At 72.6% G+C, this 19,211-nt stretch carries 18 protein-coding genes; 9 read left to right on the plus strand and 9 right to left on the minus strand.

What is annotated here, in order from left to right; all coding sequences use genetic code 11:
- Nucleotides 1-25: 25 nt before the first annotated feature.
- From CK500_RS16165 to CK500_RS16190, 6 genes are all read left to right on the plus strand, one after another.
- Nucleotides 26-1,381: an amidohydrolase family protein gene (locus CK500_RS16165; RefSeq protein ID WP_095638217.1), complete on the plus strand. Its 1,356-nt coding sequence runs from the start codon at nt 26-28 to the stop codon at nt 1,379-1,381.
- A 188-nt stretch (nt 1,382-1,569) separates the two neighbouring features.
- Complete coding sequence (locus tag CK500_RS16170; protein ID WP_095638230.1) at nt 1,570-1,989, plus strand: DoxX family protein; 420 nt, start codon at nt 1,570-1,572, stop codon at nt 1,987-1,989.
- 736 nt (nt 1,990-2,725) lie between these two features.
- Nucleotides 2,726-3,592, plus strand: a complete 867-nt coding sequence (locus tag CK500_RS17510) for a hypothetical protein (RefSeq protein WP_198951601.1) — start codon at nt 2,726-2,728, stop codon at nt 3,590-3,592.
- Nucleotides 3,589-4,845, plus strand: a complete 1,257-nt coding sequence (locus CK500_RS16180) for a PD-(D/E)XK nuclease family protein (RefSeq protein ID WP_095638218.1) — start codon at nt 3,589-3,591, stop codon at nt 4,843-4,845. The genes CK500_RS17510 and CK500_RS16180 overlap by 4 nt, the downstream gene beginning before the upstream one ends.
- Nucleotides 4,838-8,488 carry a UvrD-helicase domain-containing protein gene (locus tag CK500_RS16185; protein WP_095638219.1) on the plus strand — a complete coding sequence of 1,217 codons (3,651 nt, stop codon included), beginning with the start codon at nt 4,838-4,840 and terminating at the stop codon, nt 8,486-8,488. The genes CK500_RS16180 and CK500_RS16185 overlap by 8 nt, the downstream gene beginning before the upstream one ends.
- A 60-nt stretch (nt 8,489-8,548) precedes the next feature.
- On the plus strand, nt 8,549-8,944 hold the full coding sequence (locus tag CK500_RS16190; protein WP_095638220.1) for a thioredoxin family protein: 396 nt from the start codon (nt 8,549-8,551) through the stop codon (nt 8,942-8,944).
- A 105-nt stretch (nt 8,945-9,049) separates the two neighbouring features.
- On the opposite strand, the gene CK500_RS16195 is transcribed toward CK500_RS16190, so the two are convergent.
- The 9 genes from CK500_RS16195 to CK500_RS16235 all read right to left on the minus strand — a co-directional run bounded on the left by CK500_RS16195 (nt 9,050) and on the right by CK500_RS16235 (nt 16,076).
- Nucleotides 9,050-9,316 (minus strand): elongation factor 1-beta, encoded by a 267-nt coding sequence (locus CK500_RS16195; protein ID WP_095638221.1) that lies wholly within the window; start codon nt 9,314-9,316, stop codon nt 9,050-9,052.
- Between the two features lie 2 nt (nt 9,317-9,318).
- A complete protein-coding gene (locus CK500_RS16200) occupies nt 9,319-9,498 on the minus strand; it encodes an HVO_2753 family zinc finger protein (RefSeq protein ID WP_004047107.1) in 180 nt (59 codons plus the stop codon).
- A gap of 84 nt (nt 9,499-9,582) precedes the next feature.
- Nucleotides 9,583-10,818 (minus strand): tripartite tricarboxylate transporter permease, encoded by a 1,236-nt coding sequence (locus tag CK500_RS16205; protein ID WP_095638222.1) that lies wholly within the window; start codon nt 10,816-10,818, stop codon nt 9,583-9,585.
- A 144-nt stretch (nt 10,819-10,962) separates the two neighbouring features.
- Entirely contained in the window at nt 10,963-11,157 is a 195-nt protein-coding gene (locus CK500_RS16210; protein WP_094525791.1) for a 30S ribosomal protein S17e, read from the minus strand.
- 89 nt (nt 11,158-11,246) lie between these two features.
- Nucleotides 11,247-11,882, minus strand: coding sequence for a DUF447 domain-containing protein (locus CK500_RS16215; protein ID WP_095638223.1), 636 nt, complete (start codon nt 11,880-11,882; stop codon nt 11,247-11,249).
- Nucleotides 11,879-12,850, minus strand: coding sequence for a triphosphoribosyl-dephospho-CoA synthase (locus tag CK500_RS16220; protein WP_095638224.1), 972 nt, complete (start codon nt 12,848-12,850; stop codon nt 11,879-11,881). Before CK500_RS16220 ends, CK500_RS16215 begins: the two co-directional genes overlap by 4 nt.
- On the minus strand, nt 12,847-13,662 hold the full coding sequence (locus CK500_RS16225) for a tRNA-dihydrouridine synthase (protein ID WP_095638225.1): 816 nt from the start codon (nt 13,660-13,662) through the stop codon (nt 12,847-12,849). The genes CK500_RS16220 and CK500_RS16225 overlap by 4 nt, the downstream gene beginning before the upstream one ends.
- Nucleotides 13,659-14,684, minus strand: a complete 1,026-nt coding sequence (gene cofD, locus CK500_RS16230; RefSeq protein WP_095638226.1) for a 2-phospho-L-lactate transferase — start codon at nt 14,682-14,684, stop codon at nt 13,659-13,661. The genes CK500_RS16225 and cofD overlap by 4 nt, the downstream gene beginning before the upstream one ends.
- A 498-nt stretch (nt 14,685-15,182) precedes the next feature.
- A complete protein-coding gene (locus CK500_RS16235; RefSeq protein ID WP_095638227.1) occupies nt 15,183-16,076 on the minus strand; it encodes an isoaspartyl peptidase/L-asparaginase in 894 nt (297 codons plus the stop codon).
- Between the two features lie 137 nt (nt 16,077-16,213).
- Here CK500_RS16235 and CK500_RS16240 point away from each other — a divergent pair, with 137 nt between their 5' ends.
- The 3 genes from CK500_RS16240 to CK500_RS16250 form a co-directional block, all read left to right on the plus strand.
- Nucleotides 16,214-17,782 (plus strand): HTTM domain-containing protein, encoded by a 1,569-nt coding sequence (locus tag CK500_RS16240; protein ID WP_095638228.1) that lies wholly within the window; start codon nt 16,214-16,216, stop codon nt 17,780-17,782.
- A gap of 85 nt (nt 17,783-17,867) precedes the next feature.
- Nucleotides 17,868-18,845 (plus strand): glycosyltransferase, encoded by a 978-nt coding sequence (locus CK500_RS16245; RefSeq protein ID WP_095638229.1) that lies wholly within the window; start codon nt 17,868-17,870, stop codon nt 18,843-18,845.
- Between the two features lie 123 nt (nt 18,846-18,968).
- On the plus strand, nt 18,969-19,211 hold a 243-nt coding region (locus CK500_RS16250), incomplete at its 3' end, for an isocitrate/isopropylmalate family dehydrogenase (RefSeq protein WP_269843945.1).

Below are 19,211 nucleotides of genomic sequence, written 5' to 3' on the forward strand. Positions count from 1 at the left end.
TCATGGTCAAACAGTACAGTCACGCATGACACGAAAGATCATACAGGACGGGACGGTTCTCTCTCTCGACCCCGACATCGGCGATCTGGAGGAGGCGGACGTGCTGATCGAGGACGGAGAGATCGTCGAGGTCGGTCACGGGCTCTCGACCGAGAACGCCGAGGTCATCGACGCGTCCGGCCAGATCGTCGTCCCCGGCTTCGTCGACTCGCACATTCACCTCGCGCAGACGCAGGTCCGGGGCATCGCCGGCGACTGGTCGCTGATGAACGAGTACTTCGACCACATGCTCGGCAACATCACCGGGCTCTACCGGCCCGAGGACATGTACCTCGGCGGCCTCTTCGGCGCCTTCGAGAAGCTCCACACGGGGACCACCACGGCCCTGGACTGGTCGTACCCCAACACGCTCGAACACGGCGAACGCGCCGTCGACGCGCTGAAAGACGCCGGACTGCGTGCGGTGTACACCTACGGGCCGCCGGGCGACGACTCGGCGAAGTGGTGGTACGAGAGCGACGTGGGGCTCCCCGAGGAGAACATTCGCGCACTCCACGAGGGGAAGATCCGCGACGACGACCTGCTCAGCCTCGCGCTCGGCCTCCGCGGCCCGGACTTCTGTACCGACGAGACCGCCCTGGCCGACCTGGAGCTGGCGCGCGATCTGGGGGCGCTCTCGACGATCCACATGGGCGCCGCGCTGTGGCCGTCCTCGGAGTACGGCGGCGACTACCAGGGCTTCGGCTGTCTCGAATACGAACTCGGCCCCGACGTCAACGTCGCCCACGGCAACCACTTCTCACAGGAGGACATCGACCACGCCGTCGAGCAGGGGGTCTCCTTCTCGTCGACGCCGGAGGTCGAGATGCAGATGGGCCACGGCATCCCCGTCACCGGGAAGGTGCTCGAGGCGGGCGGTCGCCCGTCGTGGGGCGTCGACGTCTGCTCGAACGTCAGCGGTGACATGGGGAGCCAGATGCGGATCGGGATGCAGCTCCAGCGCATGTTCGACAACCAGGCCGTCTTAGAGGGCCACGAGGAGGTCACCGAGGTGAGCATCGCCGCGCGCGACACCCTCGAAATGGCCACTATCGAGGGCGCGAAGGCGCTCGGACTGGCAGACGAGATCGGGACGATCACTCCCGGGAAGCGCGCCGACCTCGTCTGCTTCGACGCGGACGACTTCCTGACGGCCCCCTCGCACTCGCCGGTCGAGACCGTCGTGTTCCAGACCGACACCTCGCACATCGACACCGTCCTCGTCGACGGCGAGGTCGTCAAGCGCGACGGCGAACTGACGAACCCGAAGGTCCGCGAGGAGTTCGACCGGTTCGTCGCCTCCGGCGAGCGCCTGATCGACGAGGCCGGGATCGACCTGTAGGCCCGCCGATCTGAGCCGCGATCCGCGGGCGAATCGGACGACAGGCGTTTTACGGTCCGGTAAAACTTTAGCCACCTCGGGCACACGTACGGGTGTATGATACTCTTAGACGGAACGGATAGCGAATCGTACCGGGGCGGGCTCGCCGCGAATCCCGACGGCATCGAGGTGGTGTCGGCGTGAGCGACGTGGAGTCGGCCGACGAGCCCGAGTCGGCCGCCGACGCGACCGCGGGCGGCGATCCGCCGTCGGCGATCGGCCGCGCGCTGTACGGCGGGGTGCTCGCGTACATGGCGGTGGACGGGTTCAAGAACAACGACAAGCGGGTCGAGGTGGCCGAAGAGAAGGGCGTGCCGATGCCGGACCTGCTCGTCCCGTTCGTTACCGGGATGCTGTTCGTCGCCAACCTCGGCGTCGTGTTCTGGAAGTTGCCCCGAGTATCGGCCGGCGCGCTCGTCACGTTCTTCCTCGGCACCACCCCCGCGATCCACGACTTCTGGACGATGGAAGGGAAAGAGCGCCACGACAACAAGATCAACTTCCTGAAAAACCTCGCGCTGCTCGGCGGCGCGATCACCTATCTCGACGCCGCCGACAGCGACGAGTAGTCCGCTGAGGTCCGTCGTTCCGTCCCGATCAGTGAAATCGGGTTCTACCGGAAAGCCGGGTCTTGATCAACGGCGGGAGTAGGGATACCGAGGCGGTGGTTCGGGCGTTTATAAGTATCCGGGTGGCGTTGCTGTCGGGTCCTTATAACCAGTCAGTAGCGTTGCGGCGAGCACTTCCAACCCCTCAGTCGCTCGGCTGTACGATGTTGTTTATAAACAGCTGATCGACACGGACGGTTCCAAAGCCCCAGTCGCGAGGCGGGCGCACGCTCGCTGCGGTCCGCAGTCGCTCACTACGTTCGCTCCTTGCGGTCCTTACGTCACCTGCGCCCGCCTCGCGACTGCCCCTTTGAGTCCCTCCCGGCCAGCATAGCACCGCACCTCACGCCTCCCCAGCCTCGCGGCTCACGGCTCGCGGCTTCGCCGCTCGCGTTCGCCGCGTCCCTCGCGCGTGCTGACTCGCGGCCTGTCGGCCGCTCGCAGGCACGCGCCACTGCACTTGTTCGTTTATAAGCGATCGTTGCCGTCACTCACATTTCCTTAAATATCCTGTTGTACCCACGGCTCTGCACGGCTCACTCCCGTCATCGATCGCTTCCGCTCCCGTACTGTCTACGCCGGCTGTCACCGAGTGAGAGGGTCCGTCGTCGACGGCGTCAGGGATCGGCGATCACGCGACCGACAACGGTTCGAAGGTGGACGCAGTACCCGGACTCAACGAATCGTCGACCTCGATATGGAAGGAACGCGCACACGCGACGACGGACTCCCGGACCGGCTGACGCTTCACGTCGGCGACGAAGAACGGCTGTTCGAGCGGGCCCGAACCCGCTCGCACCCGAACGAGCTCGTCGTCTCTCCGGTCGAACTCCACCAGCGGAACGTCCAGCGCCGGCTCCGCGAGGCGCGGCTGCCGGCGGACGCGTTCCGCTTCGCGGACCCAGTCGAGATCTGTCTCCGCGTGTTGGAGGCGGCGGGCCGCCCGACCGCGGCCGTGGACCGCGTCGATCGGCTCGCGCTGATCCGGTCGATGCTCGGGGACGAGCCGGCCGACTCGCCGGACGACCCGCCGGCCGGCCTTTCCCTCCCGACGGGGCCGTCGTCTCGCGATCCGCAGCGCGTCGAGCAGATCCGGACCGAGGCGGAGGCGATCACCAACTTCCACCCGGAGCGGATCGCGGCGTGGAGAAAGACGGCGGGAGAGGTCGACGATCCGATCGACGACGAAGCGAGGGAGCTCCTCGACGCCGCGCTCGCGGTCGAGCGCGAGCTGCGGGACCGGACCGCGAAGGCCGTCTCCGAGACGGCGCTCCTGCGCCGCGCGACGCGGTCGATCGCCGCGACGGACGGGGCGGCGTGGGCGGAGGCGCACCCGAACGCGGAGCGGCTCACGCTCCTCGGGCTCTCCAGTTTGTCGGCCCCGCACACCGACCTCGTCAACGCGCTGTTGACCGCCACTCCCGTCGAGGTCCACGTCCACTTCCGAGCGGGGACCGGGGAGTATCTCCGGCGCCGGGTCCCGGACCTCCTCGCCGTCGACGATCCCGGGACGGTGGCGCTCTCGGAAGCGGAGGCGCTCTCCGGCACGGAGGCATCCGAATGACGGGCGCCGACCGGCTCGCGCTCTCGGCGACGATCGACGCGCCCGACGTACCAGTGATCGAGGTCGCCTCCCCGACCCGCCGCGACGAGGCCCGCAGTGCGATGGCGGCGGCGGCCGGGCTCCGGGACCGAGGCGTTCCGGTCCGGGATGTCGCGGTCGCGGTCCGGGACCTCGACTCCTACGAGGAGCCGCTGTTCCGGGCGGCGATCCAGCACGAGATCGCGCCCGTGTTCTGGACGCAGCTCCGCGTGACTCGAACCCGGCCGTACGCCCTCGTCGAGTCGGTGTGCGAGGCGCTGGCCGGAGACGCCGTCGACCGCGAGACGCTCCTCCGCCCACTCGAACTCCGGTGGTCCCCGGCCGCCGCCTCCGCCGCCGATCCGGGGTCCGCGGCGTGGCCGATCGAACCCGCGGCGGTCCACCGGGCTCGGGAGGCCCTCCCGGAGGGCGCGCGGCCGGTTTCCGAGTGGACCGAGGCGATCGATTCGAGCGCCGGGGTCGACGACCGGTTCCGCCGGTTCGTCGGGTGGCTCGACGCCGCCCCGGAGCCGGAGCCGGCGTCGGTCGCCTCGGTGCTCGGCGAGGCGATCGAGGGGTACGCCGACCGCGGGCTCCCGGAGACGAAGGCCGCCGACTCGCCGGCGCTGCTCGACACCGAGACCGACGCGCGGGCTGTCGTGCGGGTCCGCACCCTCGTCCGACAGCTGCGCCACAAGTTCGCTGACCGCCTCGCGGAGGGGACGCTGGAGCGCTCGTGGGCCGACGCCGCCGACCTCGCCCGCGTCATCGCCACGCAGCGGCCCGGTCGGCGGGAGCACTCGAACGCCCGCGCGCTCGACATCTTCGAGGCGAACGATCTCTGGGCGCTCGACGTCCCGTACGTGATCGCGGTCGGGCTGACGGCCGAGGAGTGGCCGCGGCCGTCGCAGTCCGCGCTTCCCCCGGAGTTCCGAGAGGCCGTCCTCCGGGGCGAGGGCCCGACGGGAGCGCTCGCGCCGCAGCCGGCGTGGGTCGGCGGCCGCGACCGCGACCAGTTCGTCGACGCGCTCCGGACGGCGGGGGACTGCGTCGTCGTCACCCGTCACACCCGGACCCCGAGCGGCGACGACGTAGCGCGGTCCCCCCTGCTCGACCACGTCGAGACGCGGCGGGTCTCCGAGGAGTCCCGGCGGCGACTGGTCGGAACGGATCCGGAGCTTCCGCCGGAACTTCGGGCGATCGTCGACGGGGACACGGAGGGGGACGATGGCTGATGACGGCGAGGACGGCGACGACGGCCCCCTCAGGCTACGAGGCGCACAGCGGGAGATCCGGGACGCGTACGTCGCGTCCGACGCCGGGCTGTTCACCCTCGACTGCGTTCCGGGCGCCGGCAAGTCGGTCGTCGCCCACCACGTCGCCGCCGAGGACCTCCTCCGCCGCTACGCGGCCGGGGATCGGACCCCCGAGCAACACGTCGCGGTCGTCTCGTTCAACCGCGACGAGGCGGCCGAGATCGTCCCGGCGATCTGCGACCGGCTGCGGGCGATCGTCGAGGGAGACCTCGTCCCCGCCGCGGCCGAGGTCAGCGAGGCGGAGCTGCGATACCTCCAGCAGCGCGTGCGACAGGCGCCCTACGCGGGCACGATAGACGGGTTCCTGCGCGGGATATTCCGGGAGTTCGCCGCCGACATCGGCTTCGACGAGGTGCCGTCGGTCGGGAACGACGCGCTCCTGCGGCGCGTCCACCGCGACTGCTACGAGTCGCTCCGCGGCGAGTCGGACCACGCCCGGCGGCTCCGCCGCCTGGAAGACGCGTACCCCGACGGCGAGTACGACGCCGGCGTCGAGGAGATGCTCGCGGACGCGCTGCGGTACTGCCGCGACCGACGCCTCTCGACCGAGGCGTTCCGGTCGGCGCTGACGCGGACGCGCGACTCCGTGTACCCCGACGGGAAACCCGACTCGTTCGACGACATCGCGCGGTCGGTCGCGCGGTTCGTCGAGGGCGAGAGCGAGAGCGTCGAGGGCGAGGACTCCAGAGACGGGGGCGCCGCCGACCGCGTCCGCGAGGCGGTGACCGGCTCGGACCGGGAGCGCCTGCTCGCCGCCGACCGCGAGCTGTACGACGCGTGGGACGCGCGCATCGACGACTTCTGTGCCGTCCTCTCGGCGTATCGGGCTCGTTACCGCGAGGCGGTCCGCGAGCGCGGCGTCGTCTCGCACACCGACGTGGCGTACCTCGTGGACGCGTACTTCGCCGACCCGGAGGAGCGGCCGGACGTTCCGGATCCGCTCCGCGCGGTCGACGCCACGCACCGCGACCGGGTGCTCCGGACGTACCGGTCGCGGATCCGGAGCCTAGTCATCGACGAGGCGCAGGACGTCTCGGCCGTCCAGCACGCCGCACTCTCCCACGTCGTGACCGACGACTCGCGCGTGTTCGCCTGCGGCGACGTGCGTCAGGGCATCTACCTGTGGCGCCACGCCGACCCGCGGTGGTTCGCCGCCGCGACGACCGAGGGGACCTACCTCGGCGTGGACTGGGACGTTCACGAGAACCGGACGGCGACGGCCACGTACCGGTGCGCACCCGATGTCGCCGCGGGGATCAACGCGATCGCGGAACCGGTGTTCACCGACCCGGCCCGCGGGGGGCTCGGCGACCTCGACGCCTCGTACCCGCGGTTGGACGCGGCCCGCGAGGGGGCTCGTGATCTCGACGGCGACGCTGACTTCGACGGCGATTCCCCCGCGGTCCACGTCTCGTCGTTCGCCGGCGTCGGCCGTCCCGGCTCCGCGACGTGGGCGGATCCCGACGGAGCGACCGGGGAGGCGAACGTGCTCGCGACCCACGTCTCGCGGGGACTCGCCGACGGGACCTTCCGCGACGCCGACGGCGACCCGCTCGGCGTCACGGTGCTGTTCCGCCGCGGGACGCGGATGCCCGAGTACGAGGCGGCGTTCGCCGCCGAGGAGCTCCGCGTCCGCACCGCGACCGACGCGTTATTCGACTCCCCCGCGGTCGAGGCTGTGCTCGCCGTCTGCGAGTGGCTGATCGCGCCCGGATCCCCGGAGCGCACGGCGGAACTACTCACCGAGTCACCGCTGAGCGGCACCTTCGACTCGGCCCCGTTCGAGGCGGGCTCGTGGGACCTCGATCGGGCGCTCGACGACGACTCGGCCGACCTCTCGGACGCGCAGCGACGGGTCGTCCGCGGGCTCGTCCGGCTCCGCGACCGGCGCGACGCCGTCGACCGGCTTCCGGCGAGCGCGTACGTCGAGGACGTGATCGAGGCGCTCGCGCTGCGGGCCGACCCCAACGGGTGCGTCGACGAGACGGAGCCGGCCCAGCGGGTCGCGAACGTGGACGCGCTCGTCGAGACGGTCGCCGAGTGGGAGGGTGACGCCCGTCTCTCACCCGCCGAGCTGGTCGACCTCGCGGAGCCGTTTCGCGAGGACCCGAGCGTCGGCCCGGCGCAGCCGAGCGCGGCCGGCGCCGACTACGACGTCGAGTTCCGCACGGTTCACCGGGCCAAGGGGGACCAGGACGACGTGGTCGTCGTCGCCGACCCCGCCTTCGAGGTCTGGGCGCGCGGGCCCCACACTCGGCGATTCGTCGCGCAGGGGGAGATCGCAGGGCTCGCCCCGCCGACGGACACGGACGTGCCCGAGGACATCGCCGTCCCGCCGTTCGACGGCGGGCTGTACGGCGCCGGGGACGGCTGGGGCCGCGACGCCGGGCTCCGCTGGGTGACGGCCCGCTGGCGGGACTCGGTTGCCGATTCCCTTGCCGGGTCCGCCGAGTCCGCCGGTCGCGACGCCCTCGTCGGCCCGGAGCGGCTCCGCCGCGTGGCAGAGAACGAGCGCGCCGAGGCGTGGCGGCTGCTGTACGTGGCGCTGACGCGGGCCCGGGACCACCTCGTCGTGCCCCTTCCGCGCTCGGACGGGGGCGAGGACCGGCCGCGGGACCGGTGGCTCGACGCGCTCCGCGACGGGCTGGCGTTCCCCCGCGACGGCGGCGACTCCTACGAGCTGCGGCTCGACGCGGGCCAGGACCGAGACCCGAACCGAGACGCGATCGAGATCGGCGTCAACGACGTGGACCTGTTTGCCGGCCGCGACGACCCAGCGCCTCAAACCGGGCGCGACCGCGTCGCCGTCTCCCCGCCGCGCCGCGACCGGCTCGACCCGTGGATCCCCCGGTTCCTGAGCCCCAGCACGATGTACCCGCTGACGGAGGACGCGGACCGGTACGCGCTCGCCCACCTGCTGAACGAGCCGCTGCACACGACGGCGAACGATGTCGACGACGACCTCCCGCTCCGATTCGACCGGCTCGGCCCCGAGTCGGTGGGGACGTGTCTCCACGACGCGCTCACGGAGCTGGTCGCTCGCGGCGTCGACGAGCGGGCGATCCGGACGACGGGACCGCAGGTACGCGCGGCGTTCGACGAGGCCGTGACCGCGCTCCCGAAACGCGTCGGCGAGGCCGAACGCGAGGGGATGTTCGCGTTCTTCGAGACCGTTCTCGGCGACTTTCTCGACTCCGACCTGTGGGACCGGATCGCGGACCCGGCGACCGCGGTCGCCGTCGAACGCCCGCTGGACGGCCTGGCCGAGGTCGGCGACCTCGAGGTCGAAATCCACGGCCGGGCGGACTTCGTCGTCGAGTACCCGGACGGGGACCGGTTCGTGACCGACGTGAAGATCGCCCTGGCCGAGCCGACCCGCGAGACCCGACGCCGGTACGAGCTCCAGATCGCGGCGTACGCGTTCCTCGCGGAGCAGCGCGGCGCGTCCGACGCGACGGTCCGCCGGACCGTCGAGACGTTCGGCGTCGCGCGCGAGACGACGACGAGCTCGTGGCCGGCCGACATCGTTCGCCGGCGACTGCGACGGCTCCTCGACCGATGAGATCGCCTCCGACGCGGTTCCGACGAGAGCCTTTATCAGCGTTCGGCGGCAATAGTGTGTATGAACTCCAATACTGGATCAGAGACGCGCGGATCCGCCGGCGGTGCCTCCGAGAACGACGCCTCCGCGGACGTCCGGCGGCCGGCGTCTCTCGCTGACGAGAACGCGCTCGACGCGTTCGTCGCCGATCGTGACGCCGCCCTCGTCGAATTCTACACCGACGGCTGCGGCATCTGCGCGAGCATGGAGCCCGTCCTCGGCAACGTCGCCCGCGAACTCGACCTCGCCGCCGCCACGGTGAACCCCCGCGACGACCCGCCGCTCGTCGAGCGGTTCGACGTGCGGAGCGTCCCGCTGTTCGTGCTGTTCGTCGACGGCGAGCCGGTCGCGCGCCGCGCGGAGGGGTTCATCCCGGGCGACGACCTCGCCGCGTGGATCACTGATCGCCTCGCGTGAGGCTCGCGTCGCGAACCAGTCCTCAGATCGGAGAGCCGTGGCTCTCCGATCGGGGTCGGTCGTGAAAATGCGTTTTCGCGTCGTCCGCGGGGAGAACGAAGTCGCTTAGAGGCGACCGACGTTCTCGACCGCGACGGACTCGACGCCGTCGACCTCGTTGAACGCCTCCTCGACGGCCTCGGTGCCGCCCGCGCCGTCGGGAACGATGACGGTGGGCAGGAGGGCGACGAGGCCGAACGCGACGTCGTCGCGCTGGAACCCGCGGATCTTCGCGCCCTGCGGGAGCGACTCCTCCAGTCGGTCCTGCAGGTCGTCGAGGTCCACTTCGGGGCTGTCCGGCATGACCTTGATCTTGGCTGCGACGTCCCCCATGGTTAGGGCCCTCGGAAGCCGCAGTCGGGACACTCGTAGAGGTTGCTCTGCTTCCGGCACTTGGCGCACCGGTGGATCGTCTCCCCGCAGTCGGGGCAGGAGAACCGCGCGGCGTTCATCCCGGCCACCTGAATGCCACAGGAGACACACTGCCGGGTGCCCTGCGTTTCACTCTCGCTCATACAGTAAACCACCACCGCGCGACTTTTAACCGTTGTTCTTTGCCCTCGCCCTTCGTACGGCCGATTGCGACGAGATACCGTGGCTCACCCGACGATGAGGGGGCCGATCAACACGCCCATCAGGTGGACCCGCCGCGCGCCGACCCGTGGCGGAACGAGCCCCAGCGACCCGGAAACGACGAACACGCCGACGCCGAACGCCCCCGCGAACGCGTACGAGATCCCCGCGAGCAGCCCCAACACGCCCACGGAGAGACGCGTGTAGTCCGCGTTCCCGACGATGCGGAGGTACGCGTCGCCGACCAGCAGGACGAGCGCGAACCCGCACGCCGCGGCGGTCGCGGCCGCGACGAGCAGGATCGGGAGCGCGAAGGGGACCTCGGCGCGGTCGATCGCGACGGTCACGCCCGTCCGCGGCGTCCCGAGCGCGACGAGCGCGAACAGCGCGAAGATCGTGTTCGCCGTGTTCGCCCCGCTCGTGGCGACGACGAACCCGCGGTCGCCCTCCTCGCGCGGGACCGCCGGCAGCGCCGCGACCGCCGCGATGGCCGCGGAGACGCCCGGCACGTAGCCGACGACCGCGCCCGCCAGCGACCCGCCGCCCGCGCTGAGACCGAGTCCGCGGCGGCTCATCGCGATCCGGGCGTCGGCCTGCGGCGGCACGCCCCCGCCGCCCATCGCGTCGACGAGCACCGGGGCGCCGAACAGCCCGGCGAACAGCGGCGCGAGGACGCCGCCCGCGTCTAGCGGGGCTGACGGGTCGACATCGAAGGTCGCGAGGCCGAGCGCGGCGCTCGCGAGGAACGCGACGAGCCCGCCGAGCGCGGCCCGCCTCGACGACTCGGTGAGGACGAGGAAGGCGACGACGCCGCCCAGAAGCAGCGGGAGGTGTTGTCTGACGACGGGGTAGCCGCGGACCATGACCCACGTGATCGGCACCGCGAGGGGGACCGCGAGCGCGACCGCCAGCCCCGATCCGACCGCGGAGAGCCGGACCGCCTCGCGACCGCGCCCCGCGATCACGAGTCGATGGCCCGGGAGCGCGGCGACGGCCGTGGCGGCGTCGGGAACGCCGAGCGCGAGCGCGGGCACGATGTCGAGGAAGGAGTGGACCACGCCTGCGCCGAGCATCGCGACGCCGACGAGCAGCGGGTCGGCCGACACCGAGGGGGCGAGCCCGGCCAGAAGCAGCGCGAAGTTGTTGGCGTGGAGCCCCGGGACGAGCCCGCTCGCGGTCCCGAGCGCGACGCCCCCGCACAAAAACGCCAGCGCCGCCGCCGCGAACCCCGGGTCGACGACCGGTCGGACCAGCGCGTCCATCGCGACGAGGTGGCCGCGGCTTCGGGAATAAACGTGGGGAGGCGAACGACCGACCGGAGACGAACGGTCGACGACCGCCGACGCCGACCGCCGACGCCGCGGCTCGACGGTGACGGAGCGAATCGGCGGAGAACTCGAACCCGCTTACGCCTTCTGTGCCGCCTGCGACTTCTTCTGCGTGACGTAGCCGGCGATCCGGTTGCGGACGCCCTTCGACTCGACGGTCGTCAGCGCGGTGACGCTCTCCTTGTTCGTCTCGAAGTCCGTGTTGAACGAGTCGGGGTACCGCTCAAGCAGGACGTTCCCGAGCTGCTTGATGTACTTGGGCTTGATGGCCATACCGAGCGATACCGCCGGCCCGAACTAAAAGGGTTCGTTACGCCGCGAGCGGGCCGCAGGCGCGTTCGCGTCGGGGGCGCTCGGTTTCGTCACCGCTCGTCCGCCCGCTCCCGCCACCCGGTCACCTCGTCGATCGCGGCGAACGCCTCGCGCTCGGCGGGGCCGCCGCACCGCTCGACCACGTCCGCGAAGTACCGCAGCCGGTCCAAGAGCTCGTCCGTGTCGAATCCGGGTACGCCCAGCCGCGAGGCGGCCACCGTCGCGTCGACGACCGCGCCGAACCCGCGGTTGACCGTCGGGACGCACTCCCTCACGACCGCGCCCTCGACCGGGTCGAGCGCCCACGTCCGGATCGTCGTGTCGTCGTCGGTCTCGCTCCCGACCTCCTCGACGGTCACCTCGACCCACGCGTCGGCGGTCGGGAGCACCGGCTCGTCGACCTCGCGGACCGTCAGCGCGGCGTCGACGAACGTCCGTGGGTCGGTCGTGAACTGGACGACGCCGCCGCCGCGCTCGGCGAAGTTCCGCCACGTCCGAGTGCGCCCGTACGTCCGCGCGGTGACCGGCTCGTCCGGGTCGTCCGGCGCGTGGAGTCCGAGCGCCGCGACGTTCCAGCGGTCGTTCGGCCCGAGCGTCGTCACGACCGACTCGGTGACGCCGCGGAGGGCGACGGGCCACCCTTCGGGGACGGCGTCGGAACCGTCCTCGCGGTCGCTCCCGCTCACGGCGCCCCCTCCGATTCGGCTCCCTGGCGAAGTGCCACGTACAGCGCCGCGCACGTGAGGTCGGCGGTCGTCCCGGGGTTGATCCCCTCGTCGACGAAGGCGGTCGCCAGCCCCTCGGCGTCGTCGAGGTCGGCGCCGTGGACCGCCGCGGCGTCGATTCCGTCGAGCCCGACGAGCGCGTCGGGGTTCCCGTCAGCTCCGCCCAACACCGCGGCCGCCCGCTCGCTGGCCTCGCGGGCCGTCTCCGGGCCGTGATTCGCCGCGACAAGGGTGTCGGGCTCGGCCGCGAGCAGGCCGAGGTACGCCCGGGCCGCGCGGTCGGTCAGCGGCCCCTCGTCGCTCCGGATCCACTCGGCCGCGCGGAACGTCCGCGGGAACCCCTCGACCCACTCCCGCGCGTTGCGGTCGGGGACTCTGTCAGCGTCCTCGGAACCGCCGGCGTCCGCGGGATCCGCGGAGAGCGCCATCACGTCCCGCAGGGTCGTGCCCCGCTCGCGAAGCGCGGGGGCCGCGTCGCTCCCCCGTCGCACGTCGAGGTCGGCGGCGTCCGCCGGCGGGTCCGCCACCGCGACGTCGACGTGCTCGAAGGCGCGGTAGAACGCGACCGCGTCGTCGACGGTCGTCGCTCGGGCCGCCCGGTCGGCGGCTTCCCGAGAGAGCCCGTCATCGACTCCTCTCGCGACCGTCGCTCGGAGGAGGGGCACGAGCAGGAGCAGACAGCCGAACTGGGTGTTCGTCCCGGCCCGTTCCGCCATCCCCGCGACGCCGCGCTCGAAGGCGCGACCGATTCCGGTCACCCCGTCGGCGGCCAGCTCCAGCCCCTCGCGGGCGCCGACCGCCCCGCCGAGGAACGCTTCGAACCGGAGGTCGTCGAGGTCGCGGTGCCGGTCGACGTTCCCGGGTTTCGGGGTTCCGGCCACCTCCAGCAGGAGCGCGAGCGTCGCGTCGTCGACGGGGTTCGATTTCACGGCGGCGCCTCCGGCGGCTCCGCGCCGCCAGAACCGGGCAGCTCTCCCTCTCGCCACGCCGCCACCGCGTCGGCGACCCGAGAGAGGGCGGCCGGGCGCTCGCTCGGCCGCCCCACGCTCACGGCGTCCGCGCCGTACGCGGCGTACTCAGCGACGGTCGCTCTCCCCCGCACGCCGTTGTTGGCGATCACGGTGAGACCGTCGCGGGGGCGTTCGGCCTCCCGACGCTCCCTGCCGCCGGTCAGCTCCGAGACGACCGCCTCGGAGTCCATCGCGTCGACGTGGAGCCAGTCGGCGCCCGCGTCCGCGACCGCGTCCGCGACGGCGGCGAGGTCGACGCCCGGGACCTCCGCGCGGACCTTCACGCTCGTCGTCGCGCCGGTCTCGGCGGCGGCGCTCACGTACTCGGCCAGCCGGTCGGCGTCCCGGAGGAGCGACTCGCCGCAGCCGACCGCGCGAAGCTCCGGCTGTCGGCAGTGCGCATTCACCTCGCAGACCGCGCCGCGCTCGGCGCAGACCCGCGCCGCCTCGCGAACGGGACCGACGGTCGCGCTCCGGACGTTGACGCCGGGGCGGAGAGGGGTGTCGGCGAGCCGACCGAGCTGACGGTCGATCCACGCGAGCGGGTCCGCGGGGAGGAACTCCGAGCGGTCGCGGGCGACGAGGTCGCGCGCCGCGGCCCGACTGGCCGGGTCGAGCGCGATCCCGCCGAGGACTGCGGCGTCGACGTACGGGGCTGCGGCCCGCGCCCAGTCGGCGTCGGCCGCGCCGCTGAGGCTGGCCGCGACGAGGAAGGGATCGCGCTCGCTCATCGGATCTCCTCCGGGTCCGCCACTGCCTCCACCGCCCCCAGCGCCCGCTCGCACGCCCGAGCGACGCGCTCGGCGTCGTCGGCGTCGTCGATGCGGGTGTCGGTGCGCTCGACGTGTCGGCCGGGCAGCTCGGTCGGGTCGTCGTCGTCGAGGACGAACGCGTCCGCGAACGGGTAGGCGTCGGCGACGCCCGCGGTCGAGGGCTCCTTCCCCACGCCGTCCATCAGGTCGGCGGCGGGCCCGGAGAACACCTCGTCGCCGACGAACGGCGAGACGGCGACCACGGGGGTCGACGCCAGCGCCGCCTCGACGCCCGGGAGCGCGAGCATCGGGCCGACGCTCGTCACGGGGTTAGAGGGGCCGACGACGACCGGCTCGGCGAGCGCGTCCTCGACGGCGGGCGTCGGCTCCGAGTCGTCCGCGCCCCGGAACTCCACGTCGGCGACCGCGGGCTCGCCCCGGCGCGCGATCCAGTACTCCTGGAAGTGAATCGTCTCCCCCGACTCGGTGTGGATCAGCGTCGCGACCGGGTCGTCGGACATCGGGAGGAGGTCGACGTCGAGGTCAAAGGCGTCCGCGAGCGTCCGAACGGCCTCGGTGAGGGTGTGCCCCTCGTCGAGCAGGCTCGTGCGCGTGACGTGGACCGCGCGGTCGCGGTCGCCGATCTCCATGAACTCGCCGACGCCCGAGAACCGCCGCCAGCGGGCGATCTCGCGGCCCGCCGTCTGCGCCTCGTCGTCGAGGTACCGGGGCACGGTCCCGCGTCCGACCGCCTCGGCGAGCCGGCGGAGCTCCTCGTGGGTCGCCGTCGTGTCGTCCGCGATCCCCCACCACGTCTCGCGGTCGAGGACGCCGCCGCCGGCGAACAGCACGGTGTCGACGTCGGGGCAGACGAGGTGGCCGCCGAGCTCGACGTCGTCGCCCGTGTTGGCGACGACCGCGATCTCGTCGGGGTCCCACACGCGGGTCGCCCCCTCGAGGAGCTTCGGCGTCCCCGTGCCGCCGGCGAGGAACGTGACCATACCCGAGGAAGACGGCGGGCGGATTTGTATCCTCGCCTCTGCGGGCGGTAGGGCGAAACACGGGAGACGACGAGTGACCGACCGGATCGTTTTATATCGAACGACGACGCTCGACCGATCTTTCACGTCGGCGCGTGCCGGTGAGCGGGCCAGCGGCCCGCGAACCGCACGCGCGAGGGAGTCGGTCGGCGCTTTTTAAGCGCCGACCGACGAGGCTGGGGAGGTGTGAGGTGCGGTTGCGGGGCGGGATTCGAAGGGGCAGCCGCGAGGGCGGCGCAGGCGTTCACGAGAGCGGGGCTCTCGTGAGCCAATCAGAACGCGAAGCGTTTTGATGACGACGCAAGAACCGCAACGAGGGAGCGTTAGCGACTGAATGAGGACCGCAGCGAGCGTGCGCCGCCCTCGCGGCTGGGGCTTCGGAGGCGTTCGTGCCGATCAGCGGTTTATAAGCGAAATCGGAGGGTTAACCTCCCGATTTGCCGGAAGGGATCACGCCGTTCACTTATAAGCGATGCTCGTCTGCATTCCGTCCGTATTGAACGCGCTCCCGGCGCCGTCCGCCCCGAGCACGATCACGCCCGCCCCCGAGCCGGTGATCGCCTCGAACTCGTCGATCGCTCGGTCGGCCGCCGCCTGCGCCTCGAGCCCGTCCTCGAGATACCCCACTGCCCGCCGCGACAGCGTCACGCGGGCGATGTCCTCGCCGGCGCCCGTCGCGCTCGCGCCGCCGGCCTCGGTACAGAAGAACCCCGACCCGACCTGCGGCACGTCGCCGACGCGCCCCGCGAGCGCGAACGAGCGCCCGCCCGTGGAGGTCGCCGCGGCGAACGTCTCGCCGTCGGTCGCGACCGCGCCGACGGTGTCGTGGTCGGGCGCTTCACCTTCTGAGCGCTCCCCCGCCTGATCGTCGCCGGACCCGAACCGCGTCGCGAGCCAGTCGAGGTGCTCGCGGGGCCCGCCCTGCGGCGGGTCCTCGGCCTCGTAGCGCTCCCGTTTCTCGTCGGTGAGGAGGTCGACCTCCGTCTCGATCCCGAACTCGTGAGCGAGTTCGACCGCGTGCTCGCCAGAGACGAAGATGTGCGGCGTCTCGGCGTGGACGACCCGGGCGACGCTCGCCGCGTGTTCGACGCCGGGCATCGAGCAGGCCGCGCCGACCTCCCGATCCGAGGTCATCACGCCCGCGTCGGTGCGGACGACCCCGTCGGACTGCACCGCGCCGCCGACGCCGGCGTTGAACCGCGGGTCCGATTCGAGGACGCCGAGCGCCGCCTCGACCGCGGCGAGGGGCGTCTCGGCGTCGACGCCGCGCCGGGTCGCCTCGTCGAGCGTTTCCTGTCTGGGGGCCGGCTCGTCCGGGCGCCCGCCGGCGCCGCCGTGAGCGATAACGCGCATACGCGAGGGTCTCGCGGCGCCCCAATAAGCGCCCGGAAAGCCGTGGCGAGGGCCTTCCCTCCGTCCTCCTCCCCGCCGCGCAACCCCGCCGCGCCGCCGCAAGACCTATCGTCGCCGCTCGGGGAGTCGTCACCATCGTGGCCGAACGCCGAGACGCCGCCGTCGACTCCGGGCCGGCAGTTGGCGGCCTCCCGGCCGCCGATCGCCTCCGCGCCGCGCTCCGGCCTCGGATCGGCGTCGACCCGCGCGCGCTCGCGGCGTTCCGATTCGCGCTCGGCGCCGTCCTCCTCGTCGACCTCGCGCTGCGCGCCCGGAACCTGACGGCCTTCTACACCGACGCCGGCGTACTCCCGCGGGACCTCCTCGCTGAGTCGTACCCGCTCGCGCGGTTCTCGCTGTACGCGCTCTCCGGCGAGGCGTGGGCGGCCGGGGTGCTGTTCGTCGTCGCCGCGGTCGCCGCGGTCGCGCTCGCGGTCGGCTACCGGACCCGGGTCTCGGCCGCGGTCTCGCTGGCCCTGCTCGCGTCGCTGCAGGCGCGGAACCCGTTCGTGCTCAACGCCGGCGACACGCTGCTCTGGCAGCTGCTCGGCGCCGGCCTGCTGTGCCCGCTCGGGGCGCGCTGGTCGGCGGACGCGGTCAGGCGGCGCGGGGCGCCGCGAGACGACGGGAGCCCGCCCAGAAACGCCCGCTTCGCCGGCCCCGCCTCGGCGCTCTTGCTGTCCGTCGTCGTCGGGGTGTACGTCTCGAACGCGGTCGTGAAGCTCCGCGGCGAGGCGTGGCCCGCGGGCGAGGCGGTCGAGCGGGTGTTCCGACTCACGTACCTCCACGGCCCACTCGGGGGGCTCATGCCGGAGAGCCCGGCCCTGATGGCGGCCGCTACCTACGGCTGGCTCGGGCTGCTCGTCGCCTCGCCGCTGCTCGTCGCGGCCGCCGGGCGGCTCCGGGCGGCGCTGGCCGGAACCCTCGTCGCCGCCCACCTCTCGATGGCGTTCACGCTCCAGATCGGCGTCTTCTCCGCGGTGTCGGCGATCGGTCTGTTACCCTTCTTCCCACCGTTCGTCTGGGACCGGACCGAGTCGTTGGCCGCGCCGACAGCCGGACGGTTCCGGTCGGCGGTCGCGGGGATCTCAGGGTCGCTGAGCGAGGGACCGGCCGCGATCGACCCGCCGTCCCGACTCCTCCCGGACCGACCGACCCGCGCCCGCGCCCTCGCCGCCGTCGCCGCGCTCCTCCTCGTCTCGCTGCTCGCGTGGAACGCGATGGGACTCGGCGTCGTCGCCGCGCCGGAGCCCGTCGCCGCGGTGTCCGACCCGGGCGACAGCGACTGGGACATGTTCGCGCCCTCGCCGCCCTCGACCGATTCGCTCGTGCTCGCGACCGCGACGACCGCGGACGGCGACCGAGTCGACGCGCTGTACGGCGACCCGGTCGCGGCCGACCGCCCCACGTCGGACGCTCGGGGATACCCCACCGCCCGCTGGCGGAAACACCTCTCGCTGCTGTCGGCCGACGAGCCCGAGCGCATCGACGCCGAGCGCGTCGACGCGACGCTCGCGTATCTCTGTGACCGCGCGGCGGATCTCTCGGGCGAGGAGACGGCGTCGATGACGCTCGCGTCGGTCGAGGTCGATGTCACGGGGAGCGGCGAGGTCCGGGTCCGGGAGAAGGTCCGGGTCAGGGAGATCGGGACGCGCGAGTGCCGGTGAAGATCGGGGCGTCCGACGGTCGGCGAGCGGGAGCGCTCGGACGGCCGTGTGACCACTTATCAGTCCCGCGCGCGAACCGAGCGACGTGACCAGCACGGATCAGGACCGCACGCCGACCTCCGTCCTCCTCCCGACCGTGCGCTGGGCCGACGCCTGCGACGAGGTGGCCGGACAGCTCGGCGCCCGCGACGAGCTGCTCGTGATCTGCGACACCGCCGACGACCCGGTCGCCGACCGCCGGGGAGCGACGCCGGAGGGCGTCCGGATCGTCCCCGCCGGCGAGCCCGAGGGCTGCTCCGGGAAGGCGAACGCCATCGCCGCGGGGATGGAGGCGGCCGAACACGACCGGATCGTCTGGACTGACGACGACTTCGCGCATCCAGACGACTGGCTCGCGACGCTCGACGCCGACTACGAGCGACAGGGACCGACGACGGAGGTTCCGGTCTTCGTCGGGGAAGACCCCCTCGCCCGCCTGTTCGAGCCCGCGTACGCGATCGGCGGGACCGCAGCGGTGTCGGCCGGGGGGATCGCCTGGGGCGGCGCGGTCGTCTTCGAGCGCGCCGACCTCGACCGCCCGGGGTCGGTCTCCGACGCCGCCGCGACCGCCGACGGCGCGGCGGCGGCGCTCCTCGCGGACCTCCGGCGGACCGTCAGCGACGACGGGACCCTCTCCGAGTACGTCGACGTGACCGCCGCGGACCGGACGCGGACCGTCCCCTGCGGCGGGTCGCTCCGCGGATCGCTGGAGCGGTTCGTCCGGTTCTTCCGGATCGTACGGTTCCACGCCCCGCGCGCGGCGGCGTTCAACGTCGCCCTGGCGGTCGCGTTCGCCGCGCTGTGCCTGTTCGCGCCGGTGGTCGGCGTGACGCTCGTCACCGCGACCTCGGCCGCGGTGTACGCCCGGTTCGGGATCCGCCGGACGACGTTCCTGCTCGCGGGACCCTCGGCGCTCGTCTCGCCGGTCTTCCTCGCGTACGCGCTGGCGCGGCGGACGTTCGTCTGGGGCGGCCGGCGCTACCGATGGCGGTCGCTGTTCGACGTGGCGGTGTGCCCCGTGTGACGGCGGGTCGCCCTCGAGGCCGGTCCCCGCGTAAGGCCGGCAAAGCCCGCCGATTCCGGCGCTCGAGCGCCAAGCGGCAAAGCGGCAGGCACTTTACGCGGGTCCGACAACGCACGCACGTTCATGAGCTACGAGAAGGTCGACGTCCCTGCGGACGGCGAGGCGATCGAGCTGGCGGACGAGGAGACGGGAGAGCTGACGGTGCCGGAGAACCCGATTATCCCGATCATTTACGGCGACGGGATCGGGTCGGACGTGGGACCGGCCGCCCAGAAGGTACTGGACGCGGCCGCCGAGGCCACGGGCCGGTCGATCGCGTGGATGCGCGTCTACGCGGGCGAGAGCGCCCGCGACAAGTACGGCGAG

The sequence above is a fragment of the Halorubrum salipaludis genome, assembly GCF_002286985.1.
GTDB lineage: Archaea > Halobacteriota > Halobacteria > Halobacteriales > Haloferacaceae > Halorubrum > Halorubrum salipaludis.